This is a genomic window from Spongiivirga sp. MCCC 1A20706, from assembly GCF_046524175.1.
Taxonomy (GTDB): domain Bacteria; phylum Bacteroidota; class Bacteroidia; order Flavobacteriales; family Flavobacteriaceae; genus Spongiivirga.
Window position 1 is genome coordinate 158438 of sequence record NZ_JBEFZF010000008.1, and the last position, 13635, is coordinate 172072.

General features: G+C 36.2%; 17 protein-coding genes and 1 other RNA gene. 5 read left to right on the forward strand and 13 right to left on the reverse strand.

Going from position 1 to position 13635, the window contains the following annotated elements:
* Positions 1-29: 29 nt before the first annotated feature.
* The 5 genes from ABN763_RS17150 to nadC are packed head-to-tail and all read right to left on the reverse strand — an operon-like array spanning position 30 to position 3788.
* Positions 30-611 carry a TIGR00730 family Rossman fold protein gene (locus ABN763_RS17150; protein WP_410486728.1) on the reverse strand — a complete coding sequence of 194 codons (582 nt, stop codon included), beginning with the start codon at positions 609-611 and terminating at the stop codon, positions 30-32.
* On the reverse strand, positions 611-1456 hold the full coding sequence (prmC, locus tag ABN763_RS17155) for a peptide chain release factor N(5)-glutamine methyltransferase (protein WP_410486729.1): 846 nt from the start codon (positions 1454-1456) through the stop codon (positions 611-613). The genes ABN763_RS17150 and prmC overlap by 1 nt, the downstream gene beginning before the upstream one ends.
* A 9-nt stretch (positions 1457-1465) precedes the next feature.
* Complete coding sequence (locus ABN763_RS17160) at positions 1466-1891, reverse strand: DUF2147 domain-containing protein (RefSeq protein WP_410486730.1); 426 nt, start codon at positions 1889-1891, stop codon at positions 1466-1468.
* 28 nt (positions 1892-1919) lie between these two features.
* A complete protein-coding gene (locus tag ABN763_RS17165) occupies positions 1920-2927 on the reverse strand; it encodes a YihY/virulence factor BrkB family protein (RefSeq protein ID WP_410486731.1) in 1008 nt (335 codons plus the stop codon).
* A gap of 3 nt (positions 2928-2930) precedes the next feature.
* Positions 2931-3788: a carboxylating nicotinate-nucleotide diphosphorylase gene (nadC, locus tag ABN763_RS17170; protein WP_410486732.1), complete on the reverse strand. Its 858-nt coding sequence runs from the start codon at positions 3786-3788 to the stop codon at positions 2931-2933.
* A 68-nt stretch (positions 3789-3856) separates the two neighbouring features.
* Between nadC and rlmH the strand changes: the two genes are divergently transcribed.
* Together rlmH and ABN763_RS17180 are read left to right on the forward strand one after the other, a co-directional pair.
* Entirely contained in the window at positions 3857-4330 is a 474-nt protein-coding gene (rlmH, locus tag ABN763_RS17175; protein ID WP_410486733.1) for a 23S rRNA (pseudouridine(1915)-N(3))-methyltransferase RlmH, read from the forward strand.
* 2 nt (positions 4331-4332) lie between these two features.
* Complete coding sequence (locus ABN763_RS17180) at positions 4333-4923, forward strand: non-canonical purine NTP diphosphatase (protein ID WP_410486734.1); 591 nt, start codon at positions 4333-4335, stop codon at positions 4921-4923.
* 1 nt (position 4924) lies between these two features.
* Here the strand turns inward: ABN763_RS17180 and ABN763_RS17185 are convergent, their stop codons facing one another.
* The 7 genes from ABN763_RS17185 to ABN763_RS17215 form a co-directional block, all read right to left on the reverse strand.
* A complete protein-coding gene (locus tag ABN763_RS17185) occupies positions 4925-5461 on the reverse strand; it encodes a lysophospholipid acyltransferase family protein (protein WP_410486735.1) in 537 nt (178 codons plus the stop codon).
* A 5-nt stretch (positions 5462-5466) separates the two neighbouring features.
* Complete coding sequence (locus ABN763_RS17190) at positions 5467-6525, reverse strand: iron-containing alcohol dehydrogenase family protein (protein WP_410486736.1); 1059 nt, start codon at positions 6523-6525, stop codon at positions 5467-5469.
* A 75-nt stretch (positions 6526-6600) separates the two neighbouring features.
* Entirely contained in the window at positions 6601-7242 is a 642-nt protein-coding gene (locus ABN763_RS17195; RefSeq protein WP_410486737.1) for a CatA-like O-acetyltransferase, read from the reverse strand.
* Positions 7235-7930, reverse strand: a complete 696-nt coding sequence (locus ABN763_RS17200; RefSeq protein ID WP_410486738.1) for an HAD family hydrolase — start codon at positions 7928-7930, stop codon at positions 7235-7237. The genes ABN763_RS17195 and ABN763_RS17200 overlap by 8 nt, the downstream gene beginning before the upstream one ends.
* Entirely contained in the window at positions 7927-8652 is a 726-nt protein-coding gene (gene kdsB / locus ABN763_RS17205; protein ID WP_410486739.1) for a 3-deoxy-manno-octulosonate cytidylyltransferase, read from the reverse strand. The genes ABN763_RS17200 and kdsB overlap by 4 nt, the downstream gene beginning before the upstream one ends.
* A gap of 45 nt (positions 8653-8697) precedes the next feature.
* A complete protein-coding gene (locus ABN763_RS17210; protein ID WP_410486740.1) occupies positions 8698-9258 on the reverse strand; it encodes a DUF4126 domain-containing protein in 561 nt (186 codons plus the stop codon).
* A 61-nt stretch (positions 9259-9319) separates the two neighbouring features.
* Positions 9320-10747 (reverse strand): ATP-dependent RecD-like DNA helicase, encoded by a 1428-nt coding sequence (locus tag ABN763_RS17215; protein WP_410486741.1) that lies wholly within the window; start codon positions 10745-10747, stop codon positions 9320-9322.
* Positions 10748-10856: 109 nt separating this feature from the next.
* Between ABN763_RS17215 and ABN763_RS17220 the strand changes: the two genes are divergently transcribed.
* The 3 genes from ABN763_RS17220 to rsmD are packed head-to-tail and all read left to right on the forward strand — an operon-like array spanning position 10857 to position 12864.
* A complete protein-coding gene (locus tag ABN763_RS17220) occupies positions 10857-11513 on the forward strand; it encodes a hypothetical protein (RefSeq protein ID WP_410486742.1) in 657 nt (218 codons plus the stop codon).
* Positions 11491-12327, forward strand: coding sequence for a DUF3822 family protein (locus ABN763_RS17225; protein WP_410486743.1), 837 nt, complete (start codon positions 11491-11493; stop codon positions 12325-12327). Before ABN763_RS17220 ends, ABN763_RS17225 begins: the two co-directional genes overlap by 23 nt.
* Positions 12328-12864: a 16S rRNA (guanine(966)-N(2))-methyltransferase RsmD gene (gene rsmD, locus ABN763_RS17230; protein WP_410486744.1), complete on the forward strand. Its 537-nt coding sequence runs from the start codon at positions 12328-12330 to the stop codon at positions 12862-12864.
* 131 nt (positions 12865-12995) lie between these two features.
* On the opposite strand, the gene rnpB is transcribed toward rsmD, so the two are convergent.
* Positions 12996-13310, reverse strand: an RNA gene (rnpB, locus tag ABN763_RS17235) — RNase P RNA component class A.
* Between the last annotated feature and the right edge of the window lie 325 nt (positions 13311-13635).

Here is a 13635-nt window from a genome sequence, read left to right on the forward strand (position 1 = left end):
AACTATGCTTTTGATTAGAATAAATTGATTTAGGTTAGTTCTTTTTTGATCCATTTTGGTACGGGAACGGGCTTGTAATTTTTCATTTTTTCAATTAATCGTTCAATGTGATTATCAACAATGAGCATTTCATAATTATCCATTTTCAGAAATCCTTTTCTTACCATATTTTCTAGTAGTGCCAGCAAGTCATCATAAAACCCATTCGTGTTTAAAATACCTATTGGCTTTTGATGTAAGCCTAGCTGACCCCAAGTTACCATTTCAAATAGCTCTTCTAAAGTGCCATAGCCCCCTGGTAAGGTAATGATAGCGTCTGATAAGTCATGCATTAACAACTTCCTTTCGTGCATATTCTTAGTGACATGCAGTTCTGTCAGGCCTAAATGTACAACCTCTTTCAGTTTTAAAAATTCCGGAATTACACCTATCACCGTCCCTTTATTTTCAAGAGCGCCTTGCGCTACTTTTCCCATAATACCAATCTTACCTGCGCCATAAATAAGATCGATACCATTGGTTGCTAAATAAGAACCTAATTGATATCCTTGATCGATTACATCGACATCATTCCCTTCACTACTTCCGCAAAAAACAACACAACTTTTCATTACATTTTGGCTTTTATCATTCTTGGTTTCCCAAAGATATCGTTTTTAACAGTTACTTTTTTAAAACCACAGGCCTCACAAAGTTCTTTTGTTTCATCTGACAGGTATTCATTGATTTCAAAATAAAGTGCACTGTTGTCTGAAAGGCAGGTAAATGCTAATTTGGCGATCTTTTCGTAAAAAATTAGTGGGTTATCATCAGAAACGAACAACGCTTTTTCCGGCTCATGGTCAAGCACATTTTGCTGCATCTGTTCTTTTTCAAGATCGCGTACATAAGGCGGATTAGACACGATGATATTATAGTTTTTTAAGTCCGTAACTGCTAGAATGTCCTGAAGTATAAAGTTCACCTTTACTTCATTACTGATGGCATTTTGATGGGCAACCTTCAATGTGTTTTCATCAACATCAATAGCATCTACCATTGCACTAGCTAAATTTTTAGCTAGCGAAATAGCAATGCAGCCTGTACCAGTACCAATATCTAATACCGAAAGTTTATCATCAACCTTGCTATAATCGTCTAATATCCATTGCACAAGTTCCTCTGTTTCGGGTCGAGGAATTAACGTATGTTCATTTACCTTAAAGTCTAAACCGTAAAAATGGGTTTTACCTATGATATATTGAATGGGCTTATTTGCTTTCAAACGAGATAGCGCGTCATAAATAATTGATTGCTCGCTTTTAGTAAGCTGTATACTGGTCTTTAGCGCTAATGTTAACCTAGAGACTCCAAAAAAGTGTTCAGTAAGCATAAAAAAGAAACTCGACACCTCTTCTTTTCCGAATTGGTTGTCGAGTTCTTTATGAAAAATTCCTTGTATTTCTTTTAACTCCAATTAATTATGCTATTGTACTCTAAACCAATTTTGTGTTCTATATAAAAATGCAATATACCCACGAACATTCAGCTTGTTTTCATCATCTTCGTCCACCCATATTTTGCATTTGTATTCCTTTCCTTTTTGAGGGTCGAAAATCGTGCCGCCCTTGTACTCATTACCCTTTTTTTCAAGATCCTTAATAATCGTTAACCCTAAGATAGGCTTATTCTTATCAGCTCCCTCGCATTTTTCACAAAGCGCATCTTTTCTATCAGGATTTAAAATCTCAACAATTTTTCCGTATATCTTACCATTATCATCATAGATTTCAACTACAGACTTTGCTTCTCCTGTTTCATCATCAATACTTTTCCATTTTCCCGTGACGCTTTGAGCAGATACGGTAGCTGATGAAGCAATTAATAACAGTAATACCAATAACTTTTTCATAGGTTTTAATTTTTAAGATTTGTACGTTTTAATCAATACTTGCATATGCTTCAGGTTTTTCTTCTTCTTGTCTATGACTTCTTTTAAGTCGACTAAGTGTGGCATTTAACTCGAACCCAAGCAATAAAATATTACAATTGAGCCAAATATAGACCATAAGTATCAAAAGACCTCCCAAGGCACCATACAGCTCATTATACCTAGCAAATTTATCAACATATATGCCAAAAAGGTATGATGTAAGAATAAATAACAAGGTGGTTAGTAAGGCTCCCACCGAAAAGAACTTGATCGATCGTCCTTCTGATGTACCAAAATAAAATAAGGTAGCTGTTATAAGGTATGCCAGCATAATAAAAAAGCTAATTTGGGCTACCTTAACACCAATGTCGTCGCTTTTAGCCACATTGGTACCATATTCTCTACCTGCATATTCACTTAAATATTCTACTACATAAAACTCAAAGTAAATCAAGCCAATGACCCCTATTACTAATAGGATAGAAATGATCAAACCAACCACTAGCGCATATGCATATTGTTTGATGAAATTTCTGGTTAGCTCAACATGATATGAGTTTTCAAAACTGCTAAAAATAGCATTTATGCCGTTTGCAATTAAAAAGATGGAAAGTACAAAAGCTGATGAAAGTAAACCTCCATGTTTTTGTTCTTTTATCTGATAGTATATCTCACTAAAATAGTCACTTGTTGCTTTTGGGAGAATGGACTCTAAAAATGCTAAGAACTCGATGTCGAATTCTGTATGAGTGCCTGGTAAATTGACATAAGGTGCGGCAAAAGGCACTAAATTCACTAAGAAAATGACCAAGGGAAATAAAGCCATAAATAGGCTAAAGGCAATTGCACTGGCGCGTGCTGAAAAAGCTCCTTTCACCACGCCTAGCACATACATCTCTAATAAATAATACAATGAAAGTCCTTCGAAACCCGGTATTTTGATCTTTTTAAAAAAACGAACGATCCAATTAATGATCGGAATACGTTCCAGTCTTTCTTCTACCTTTTCCGACATTGTTTATACTGCCTTTAAACTTAAATCCATATTGTTTACCGAATGTGTTAAGGCACCTGAAGAAATAAAATCAACACCACATTCAGCATAATTACGAATAGTATCCTCGGTAATTCCGCCTGATGACTCGGTCAAACAACGATCTCCTATTAATTCTACTGCAGCTCTGGTATCATCATAACCGAAATTGTCCAATAAAATTCTATATACCGGTCCGGCATCAAGAATCTGTTGTACTTCGCTCAAATTTCGAGCCTCCACTATTATTTGTAAATCTAATTTATTATCCGCCAAATAAGATTTTGTTTTGGAAATAGCATTAGCGATTCCACCTGCATAATCAACATGGTTATCTTTTAACATGATCATATCATATAACCCAAAACGGTGATTTACACCTCCTCCAATAGTAACGGCCCATTTTTCTAATGCTCTAAAGCCAGGAGTGGTTTTTCTAGTATCTAATATTTTAGTTTTTGTTCCTTTTAATAACACAACATATTGGTGCGTTTTAGTTGCAATGGCACTCATACGTTGCATTGAGTTTAGCACCAAACGCTCAGCTTGTAAAATTGATTGCGAACTACCTTCTACATAGAAAGCAATATCTCCATGCTTTACTGCTTGTCCATCTTCAATCAATACCTCTACCTTTAAATGTGGGTCAACATGAGCAAAAATCATTCTTGCCAATTTAACTCCAGCAATAATACCCTCATCTTTAACCAGTAATTTTGCTTTACCTTCTTGTTCCAAAGGAATACAAGCCAGACTGCTATAATCACCAGGTCCTACATCCTCGCGAATTGCATTATGAATTATTAAATCGATTTCTTGATTGAGATGTCTTTTACTGATCATGGTTAGAATGATTGATTTAATTGAGTTCTAATGTAGCACAACCGTAAGAATAATGCTAATTTTATACTATGAATATTTCGCTGCTTGCTATTGGAAAAACAGATAAAGCCACTCTTTCTTCCTTAACTGATGATTACACCAAGCGATTAGGGCATTATGTCAATTTTACTTTTGATGTGATCCCTGATTTAAAGAATACAAAAAACCTCAATGAAGCGCAACAAAAAGAAAAAGAGGGAGAGCTTATTTTAAAAAGAATAAAAAACAGTGATCATTTAATTTTATTAGATGAGAAAGGGAAAATGTTCAACTCTGTAGAGTTCTCTGAACAGCTACAAAAAAAAATGAATATTGGATTAAAACAGATTATCTTTGTAATTGGAGGGCCATATGGATTTTCACCTTCCGTATATGCTAGGGCGAATGAAAAACTATCATTGTCAAAAATGACATTTTCGCATCAAATGATACGACTATTTATGGTCGAACAGCTTTATCGAGCATTTACCATCATCAAAAACGAACCTTATCATCACCGATAGTTATGGAAGAACCCATCGAAGAATTAGAACTTGTATTTGCTACACACAACGAAAATAAGTTTATTGAAGTTTCGGCACAGTTACCAAACTATATAAAACTATTAAGTCTAGAAGATATTGGATGTATTGAAGATATACCTGAAACAGGTGATACTATTGAGGAAAATGCCATTTTAAAAGCTGATTATGTAAAAGAGCACTATAAAAAAGATTGTTTTGCAGACGATACCGGACTAGAAGTGGTCGCTTTAGAAGGGGCTCCTGGAGTACACTCAAAAAGATACGCGGGCGAAGCAGCTACCGCAGACGAAAATATCGACAAACTATTACTTGCAATGAAAGACGTAGGCGATAGGAATGCGTGCTTTAAAACAGTAATTGCCTTAGCTATTGGCAGCGAAAAAACTTTATTTATTGGCGAGGCGAATGGACAAATTACCCACGAGCGGCGTGGTGAAAAAGGTTTTGGCTATGACCCCGTTTTTAATCCTGATGGATTTGAAGAGACCTTTGCCGAAATGACTCTGACTCAGAAAAGTGATATTGGGCATCGCGGTAAGGCAATGCGCCAGTTAATTGACTATCTGAAATAGTCTAACTATACTTGGGGATTTTGCCCTTTACCCCCTCATAAAATTTCATGATTTCAGCAATATCAGCTTCCATATTATCAGTCATTTTAACGGGATCAGCAATTTTAATGGTTTTCTTTCCAAAATCAAACGCAATTTTGATTACAGGTACCTTAGCCGCTTTCGCTATGTAGTAAAAACCTGTTTTCCATTCGTCTACTTTTTTGCGGGTGCCTTCGGGCGCTAAAGCCAGTCTAAATTTTGACTTGCTTTCAAAAATTTCAACGATCTGTTGTACTTGGTTTTTCTTTTTAGAACGTGCAATAGGCGCACCACCCATCCATCTAAAGAACCAACCAAAAGGAGGTTTGAATAAGGATTCTTTTCCGATAAAATTAATTTCTTCTTTTAGAGCAGCACGTATCAGAAGACCCAGCAAAAAATCAAGCCAATGCGTATGCGGTGCAACAACCATAACACATTTAGAAATATTCGGAACTTCCCCTTCAAGTTTCCACCCGAGTAGTTTAAAATAGATAAATCGGGCGATCGCCTGCATAGTGTTTACATTTTTTCGTAAAGGCCTCTTAGTTTTTCAGGCGTTACCTTCTTACGCCAATCAGCTCCAACGGCATTCTCCCAAAGCGGACCTAATCCCATTGCAACTTCTATCATGGTGTCAAACTGCTCATCGCTTAGGTTTGCACAGATACCTTTTGGTATGGAAATATCATGTTTTTTAACCATTTGCTTAAACTCAGCTACTCCCTCTGGATAAAATTCTTCAAGATGATCAAATACAATGCAATTTCCAACCCCATGACGTGTCCCTAGCAAATACGATAATCCATAGCTCATAGCGTGTGCAACACCGACCTGTGAATAGGCAATACTCATGCCTCCATGCCAGCTAGCCATCATAAGTTCATCCTGACTTTGTTCATCTACCACTTTCTTATTAAAAACCTCACGGCAAAGATCTAAGGCTTTCTCACCATAGCTTTTACTAAAGGCGTTTAAATAAGTACCATTAAGGGACTCTATACAATGAATATAACAATCCATTCCTGTATAAAACCACTGCTTTATGTCAACACCTTTTGTTAATTCAGGGTCTAGCACTACTTGATCAAAAGGAGTATAATCAGAGTTAATGCCCAGCTTCTTTTTAGGTCCAGTCAGTACGGTGGTCCGAGATACTTCTGCCCCTGTACCTGATATTGTCGGAATACCTACATGATATACTGCTGGATATTTTACTAAATCCCAACCTTGATAGTCTGCTGAACTTCCCGGATTGGTCATCATAATAGCCACGGCCTTTGCTAGGTCCATTACTGTGCCACCACCAATTCCAATGATCCCTTCAGGCACCTCTGCAGTCCGGCTAAAAATAGTTTCACGTAGTGAATCTACCTGAATTGTTTTAGGTTCATTATCGGCATTTATAAAGATAATATGGTCGCGATCTCTTTTAGGTATACGTTTTACAAAAACATCATTGGTAGAGAATACATCATCAACAAGAAATATCATAGGGCTTTTAGGAGAGCTTCTTTTTTCAGCCAGTATTTGATCAAGTTGATCAAAACTTCCTCGGCCAAATACTACCCTAGGTACCATAGGAAAATTTTTATACATCATATCGGTTCGCGGTCTATTTAGGTATGTGCAAAACTACCAAAAGAATTACAGATACTAATTTGTTTTGTTTAAATGATTTTGAAAATAATCGTAAAATTTACCCAGATCAGATCCATCAACTAAGGCATGATGCACATGTATTGATACTGGCATTACTAGCTGATCGTTTTGCTGCAGAACTTTTCCCACAGATATTTTAGGAATCGAATCTTTAAATTCACTATGCATTGCATGTGATAAACTGGTAAAGTGAATCCATGGTAAGGCAGAAAAATGAATAGTGTTTACGTTACCATTTGTAGGAATAAGACCTTTACTATTTTGAACCTGATCTATTTCCTTTTGTACGTTTTCTTTGAAAACATCAAAACTGCTGTTAAATTCTATATATGAAAACCCAAAGGTACCGTCCGGCCTATTAATAGTCGATGAGGCGTCAATAGTATTATGAACCAACACTTCTCCATTTTCATTTATTCTATATCGTAAGGATTCTACCTCGTTTACGGCACATAAGCATTTATGCAAATACCAACTAAAAAAAGAAATATCATTTTTAACACAAAAATCTTTTGCTATGGTAACGTCAACATTTGTGGTAACCCCATAAAAAGGGTCATCAAAATTTTTGTAAAAATTAAAATGATCTTTACGCACCCATGAGTCAATATCTAACGGCTTAAAGTTGTTAGACATGAGATAAAAGTTCTTTTATTGAATTAAGTGTCAAAAATTTTTCTTCTTGCTTCGCATTTGTGCTCACTTGTTCATGAACCCAGGTGGTATGAAATGGAACATGTACTGCTTTAGCCCCTATGTTCAGCAGGGGTAAAATATCTGATTTAAGCGAATTACCTATCATCAAAAATCGTGAAGGTTCGATATCTAAATGATTAAGAAGGCTAGCATAGTTGTCTTCCTTTTTCTCGCTTAGGACTTCTATATGATGAAAATACTGGAGTAGTCCCGATCGTTCCAATTTACGTTCTTGATCTAACAAATCACCTTTCGTGGCAACTATTAGCTTGTATTTGGGAGAAAGTGCTTTCAGTACTTCTTCAACGCCTTCAAGCAATTCAACTGGTTTTTCGATCATTTCCTTACCAATGTTCAATATAGCACCGATGGTTTCATTCGAAACGGTGTCGTTTGATAATTCTAAGGCCATTTCGACCATTGAAAGCATAAAACCTTTTACACCATAACCGTATAATGGTAGGTTTTTCATTTCCATTTTAAAAAGCTCCTGATCTATCTTATTTGGGGTTTCATACTGAGAAAGAAGGGTAGCAAAGGCCTCTTCTGCTTCGCGAAAATAGGTTTCGTTTACCCATAAAGTATCATCAGCATCAAAGCCAATTACTTCAACTTGATCAAAATTCATAATAACTTTCTTGCTCTTTCTAAATCTTCTGGTGTATCTATCTCGACTCCAACAACATCACTTTCAACCATTTTTATTCTCTTGCCATATTCCAAATAACGTATTGCTTCAATTTTTTCAGATGCTTCTAGCGTCAACATAGGTGATCGATGAAAATCGATTATTGCTTGTTTACGGAACGCATATACTCCTTTATGCTTGTAATACGTAGCACCAACATTTGTATCCCGAGGATACGGTATTGGAGAACGCGAAAAATACAATGCGAAATCGTTCTTATCAACAATTACCTTGACCGTATTCGGATTGTTGATCTCATCAATATCGGTTATCGGAGACATTATTGAAGCCAAGTCAATCTCTTTTTCGGTATCAGTTTGGAATACGTGAAGCACCTTAGCTAAAGCAGTGCGTTCCGTAAATGGTTCGTCACCCTGAACATTTACAACGATATCAATATCCATATCAGCAACGGCTTCTGCAATCCTGTCAGAGCCACAATCATGCTCAGCGATGCTCATTATGGCTTTTCCTCCATTATTGACAATCTCGTTGTAAATAATGTCACTATCAGTAACTACAAAAACATCGTCAAATAGCCCCGTATTTACTGTGGCTTGATAGGTAGTTAAAATAACAGATTTGCCTCCGAGGTCTTGCATGAGTTTACCTGGAAATCGAGATGCCGCATATCTGGCGGGAATCATTGAAATAACTTTCATTATATGGGTATATGCTAAGCCATAAAATTAGTTATAATTAAAACATCAGGTCGTCCTGCCACGCACCTTTTTGTAAAAAAATCGTACGATTAGAATAATTACTACGGTTAAAACAAAAGCCACTATGGGCACGAAAACTGAAGTTATAGACAAAATACCAGCGGTTGCTGTTTCAACAGTCGATACGCCAGAGTTTCCCAAACCACCGGTTGTTGCTGTACTTGCTAATCTTGTGGCAGCCGACGTACTTGCGATTACGGTAGCAGTACCCCCACCAGCTATAATAGCCAGTGACCAAGTAACTACAGGATCAAGATCGGCCATTGTGGCCACCATGACAGCAGTTCCGGCAACAGCAGCAAGAGGCACGGCGATGGTATCAAGTAAATTATCTACCCAAGGAATGTAATAAGCAAAGATTTCGACAACAGTAGCAACTCCCAAAACGATTAATGCTGTCAGACTACCGACCCACATCCAGCTTTCGTTTAATGGAATGTGACCTAAATAGGCAGCTAAACTAAGTGCAAATAAAGGAACAAAGACCCTAAAACCGACTGAGGCTGCCAGACCAACCCCTAAAAAGATACTAAGTACGGTATCCATTGAATTGTTTATTTAGATTGAAATTAAAAATACGGTTTTTAGATTTTGTTTGGCATTTTCATTACTCCTCTTCGAAAAATTCACTTTTAAATCCGATGAGGAAGAGTTTATCTTTTGCTCGCGTAACCGCTGTGTAAAGCCATCTTAAGTACTCTCGATCTACCCCATTTGGTAAATAGGGTTGTTCTACAAAAACGGTACTCCATTGCCCCCCTTGCGATTTATGACACGTAATTGCGTATGAGAATTTTACCTGTAGTGCGTTAAAATATTTGTTTTTTTTCACTTTCAAAAATTGTCGGTACTTAGATCGTTCGTTTGCATAATCCTCCACCACAGCTTGATATAACTTGTTTGAATCTTCGTAAGATAATGAAGCCGATTCCGCTTTAATGGTATCTAGTAGTAGTACCGTTTCGAAGGGTTTTTGATTGGGGTAATCAACCATACGCACCTTGACCTCAGCAAACTCAAAACCATACAACTCTTTGATATTGAATATCTCTAGAATTTCGATGATATCCCCATTCGCAATAAATCCAGCTTCAGTACTTTCTTTTAGCCAGAAGTAATTGTTTTTTACTACCATCAAATAATCACCTGCAGAAATTTCATGTTCATTAAATAAAATGCGACTTCGTATTTGCTGATTGTACAAATTTGCACGTTTATTCGATCGCACGATGATTGCCGTATCTTCTTTTCCATTAGTATCATAAGCCCCTGTTATAGCTTCTAATATTTCATGACCATCTATCAGACGAACAATATCAGCAAAAGAAGAAACATTGAACTTAAAATCATCGTAAAACGAACTTGCCAACTGCTCTCTAAGTAACGTTGCATTATATAGAATGCCTGAATCTTGTTGCTGCCTTACTACTTCATCCATTTCAATTTGGGTGACTTCCTTATTGAAGTTAAGTGACATTTTATCGGCATCTAAAGCAGGGCTTAATTCTAGCCTGACAGGTGGAAGTTGTGCAGTATCGCCTATCAATAACAATTTACAATTATGTCCGGAGTACACATACATCATCAAATCGTCAAGTAAACTCCCATTTTCAAAAAGCTTTGAATCAGCAGGAATATCAGGAATCATAGAGGCCTCATCAACTATAAAAATAGTGTTTCGATGCTTGTTTTGCTGTAACTGAAAGCTCACCCCACCATTTGTTTCCTTTTTTGGAAAATAAATCTTTTTATGGATGGTAAATGCTTTAGAATTACTGTAGTTGGTAATCACCTTGGCCGCTCGCCCCGTAGGCGCCAGTAACACCGATTTTAACTTAACATTCCATAAACTTGAAACAATGGTCGATATCATGGTTGTTTTTCCTGTACCGGCATATCCTTTAAGTAAGAATAATGCGTCTTTTTCCGTCGATAGCAAAAACTCAGATAGCTGATTTAAAACCACCTGCTGTTTTAAGGTGGGTTCATGTGGAAATTTTTTCTGAAGCAAGGCGTTGAAAGAACGACTATCCATTAAGTGTATTTAGCTAGTAAAGATAGGAATGCTTTTTTGGTTAAAAACTTTTGCGATTAAAAAAAAATTGTAGATTTGCGTGTAACACTAATTAAATTTTAGCAAACAAATGAAACGCATCATTCAGATCGCTCTTTGGTTAATAAGTATTGGCCTAGTATATCTTATCTATGACTCTATTAATGCACCAATACGTTTTGGCAAAGTAAAAAAGGAGCGCTATACTCAAGTGATTGAGCGTTTGAAAGATATTAGAGATGCACAAATTGCGCATAGAACTGTAACTGGAAAATTCGCTAGTGATTTTAACGGCCTTATCAAATTTATTGATACAGCACAGTTCACACTAACTGAAACGAGAGATTCAAGTTATATGGAATATGATGAGAATTTCCGCATTGACATGCTTCGCGAAGTTAAAGTGATAGATACTCTGGGCTTCGTACCGGTAAAAGACTCTTTATTTAAAAATTCTGATCGCTATAAAAGCCTAGAGACAATTCCTGAGGGTTCGGGTAAACCAGGTTCAAAGTTTACTATGAAATCTGATATGATTGATAAAAATGGTTTTAAAATTGCGGTTTTTGAAGCGAGAATTGATAAAAACCTAATTTTACACGACCAACCTGATTATTTATTACAACAGGAAAGAGAACATATATCTGTGGAAGAAGTAAACGGACCCGACATCGTCGTTGGTTCTTTGGGAGAGGTAAGTACCAATGGTAACTGGCCAACCATTTATGACACCCCCCAAAATAATTAATAGAAACATAGAAGATAAAACGCTTCTAGACTTGTCCATTCAGCTTAGCTTGGGTGGACTTTCTTTTTGTATACTAGACAAGTCCATTAATACCATAACGCATTATACATCGTTCCCTTTTCATGATGTCATTTCGCCACATCAGTTATTGGAAAAGGTAAAGCGTGTTTTTGCAAGTGCTCTGGCATTGCAACAACCTTTCAATAAGGTAAAGATTGTTTATGTTAATGAACTAAATAGTTTTGTTCCTACAGCCCTATTTAGTGACAAAAACCTAGGAGACTACCTTAAATTTAATACAAAAGTTCTTGAAAATGATTATATAACGTTCGATGTATTAAGCAATACCGAAATGGTAAACGTTTACATACCTTACGTAAACATCAATAATTATATTTTTGAACAATATGGTACTTTTGAATATAAGCATTATGCCTCATTACTTGTCAATAGTATTTTGAGCACTGCTTCATCAGACGACCAATCCATAATGTATGTACATGTACATGAAAACCAGTTTGATATTGTGGTATTAAAACAACGAAAACTTCAATTGTTCAACTCGTTTTCTTATACTAATAAAGAAGACTTTATTTACTACATTCTATTTACGGTTGAGCAGTTACAACTAAACCCAGATAAATTTCAACTCTATTTATTAGGCGCAATTAATAAAGAAAGCCCACTTTATAAAATGGTCTACACCTACATTAGAAATATTGATTTCGGAAAGCGTAATGAAACTTTTGGCTTTAAAGAAGAGCTGGTCCCACCCACTGATCACGAAGATTATGTTTTACTAAATTCGTTTTGAATGCGAATTATTTCAGGAAAATACAAAGGAAAAAGGCTGATCGCACCATCTAAACTACCGGTTAGACCTACTACGGATATGGCCAAAGAAGCCTTATTTAACATTATAAATAATCGGTTTTATTTAAATGAAATTAGCGTTTTAGACTTATTTGCGGGAACCGGCAACATCAGTTTCGAATTCGCTAGCCGAGGTACAGAACATATAATTGCAGTAGATCGTTACTATGGTTGTGTGAAGTATATTGATAAAGTAGCCAGGGAGTTAGACCTCCCAATAAATGCAATTAAAAGTGATGTTTTTTCCTATCTAGAAAAAGTAAATACCAAACATGATCTTGTTTTTGCTGATCCGCCTTATGATTTTAGCACAGAACAGTTTGACAAAATTATCGCCTTGGTATTTGATAATGAATTGTTGAATGAAGAAGGTGTGCTAATTATTGAGCACTCAAAGCATACTGACTTATCTGAAAATAAGTATTTACAGGAAACCCGTAAATACGGTGGTAGTGTTTTTAGTTTTTTTGAAAAGTAATAATACTTAAGGAAGATATATCCCAACAGTTATTGAAATTAGTTTAACCGCCACACTAATATTCAAAAGGTGCTAATACTACGATCGGACTGAATAAAACTACGCAAATAAATCAAAGATTTGCTTTTTATCAAAAAAGCAGGTCATAAGCCGGATTCTGTTCTTAGTCAAACTAAGCCTTATCATTTATCTAGTCATTACGTTACCATAATGATCTAACCGCCTACCCTCCGACTCGAACGCGCAGCTCTCAAGTGTCGGTTTACATGGCGTTGCACCGTATAGAGTTTACCTGATTTCACTACAGCCTTACCTGTACATTCTTTCTGCTGCACTGGTCCTATCCCGATCCCTCAGGATGACGGGTGTTACCCGCTATACTGCGCTATGGTGTCCGGACTTTCCTCACTGACGGTAAAAGTCAGCGCGATAAGGAGACCTGCTTTAGCAAATATACGATTGTTCCCTTTATTTTAGTTTACCGTTTTTCACTTCGAATCATTCATTTTCAAAGAATCTTAACAAATAAAACTAGGAATTATTTGCCACGAGCAGCTGCCAATAGCATATTCCTATTTCACAATCCATCAAATTACCAATTATTTCCACGATTGTAATTGGTTACACACCGTTTATCGATCTTTTGAATAGGAATATTATTAATTTTTGATCGATTTTTCTTACTTTTTATGTATTTAATCGATTAATTATTTATATAATCTATTATTTAACATTATTTTAAGTATTTAATGTTCTTTTCATCGATATATT

Excerpts from the sequence above, each read along its gene's own strand:
- rlmH (WP_410486733.1), top strand. The coding sequence starts at position 3,857 with ATGAATATTTCGCTGCTTGCTATTGGAAAAACAGATAAAGCCACTCTT.
- ABN763_RS17180 (WP_410486734.1), top strand. The coding sequence starts at position 4,333 with ATGGAAGAACCCATCGAAGAATTAGAACTTGTATTTGCTACACACAAC.
- kdsB (WP_410486739.1), bottom strand. The coding sequence starts at position 8,652 with ATGAAAGTTATTTCAATGATTCCCGCCAGATATGCGGCATCTCGATTT.
- ABN763_RS17225 (WP_410486743.1), top strand. The coding sequence starts at position 11,491 with ATGACACCCCCCAAAATAATTAATAGAAACATAGAAGATAAAACGCTT.
- ABN763_RS17200 (WP_410486738.1), bottom strand. The coding sequence starts at position 7,930 with ATGAATTTTGATCAAGTTGAAGTAATTGGCTTTGATGCTGATGATACT.
- rsmD (WP_410486744.1), top strand. The coding sequence starts at position 12,328 with ATGCGAATTATTTCAGGAAAATACAAAGGAAAAAGGCTGATCGCACCA.
- ABN763_RS17195 (WP_410486737.1), bottom strand. The coding sequence starts at position 7,242 with ATGTCTAACAACTTTAAGCCGTTAGATATTGACTCATGGGTGCGTAAA.
- ABN763_RS17165 (WP_410486731.1), bottom strand. The coding sequence starts at position 2,927 with ATGTCGGAAAAGGTAGAAGAAAGACTGGAACGTATTCCGATCATTAAT.
- ABN763_RS17185 (WP_410486735.1), bottom strand. The coding sequence starts at position 5,461 with ATGCAGGCGATCGCCCGATTTATCTATTTTAAACTACTCGGGTGGAAA.
- ABN763_RS17215 (WP_410486741.1), bottom strand. The coding sequence starts at position 10,747 with ATGGATAGTCGTTCTTTCAACGCCTTGCTTCAGAAAAAATTTCCACAT.
- ABN763_RS17160 (WP_410486730.1), bottom strand. The coding sequence starts at position 1,891 with ATGAAAAAGTTATTGGTATTACTGTTATTAATTGCTTCATCAGCTACC.
- ABN763_RS17210 (WP_410486740.1), bottom strand. The coding sequence starts at position 9,258 with ATGGATACCGTACTTAGTATCTTTTTAGGGGTTGGTCTGGCAGCCTCA.
- ABN763_RS17150 (WP_410486728.1), bottom strand. The coding sequence starts at position 611 with ATGAAAAGTTGTGTTGTTTTTTGCGGAAGTAGTGAAGGGAATGATGTC.
- ABN763_RS17220 (WP_410486742.1), top strand. The coding sequence starts at position 10,857 with ATGAAACGCATCATTCAGATCGCTCTTTGGTTAATAAGTATTGGCCTA.
- ABN763_RS17190 (WP_410486736.1), bottom strand. The coding sequence starts at position 6,525 with ATGGTACCTAGGGTAGTATTTGGCCGAGGAAGTTTTGATCAACTTGAT.
- nadC (WP_410486732.1), bottom strand. The coding sequence starts at position 3,788 with ATGATCAGTAAAAGACATCTCAATCAAGAAATCGATTTAATAATTCAT.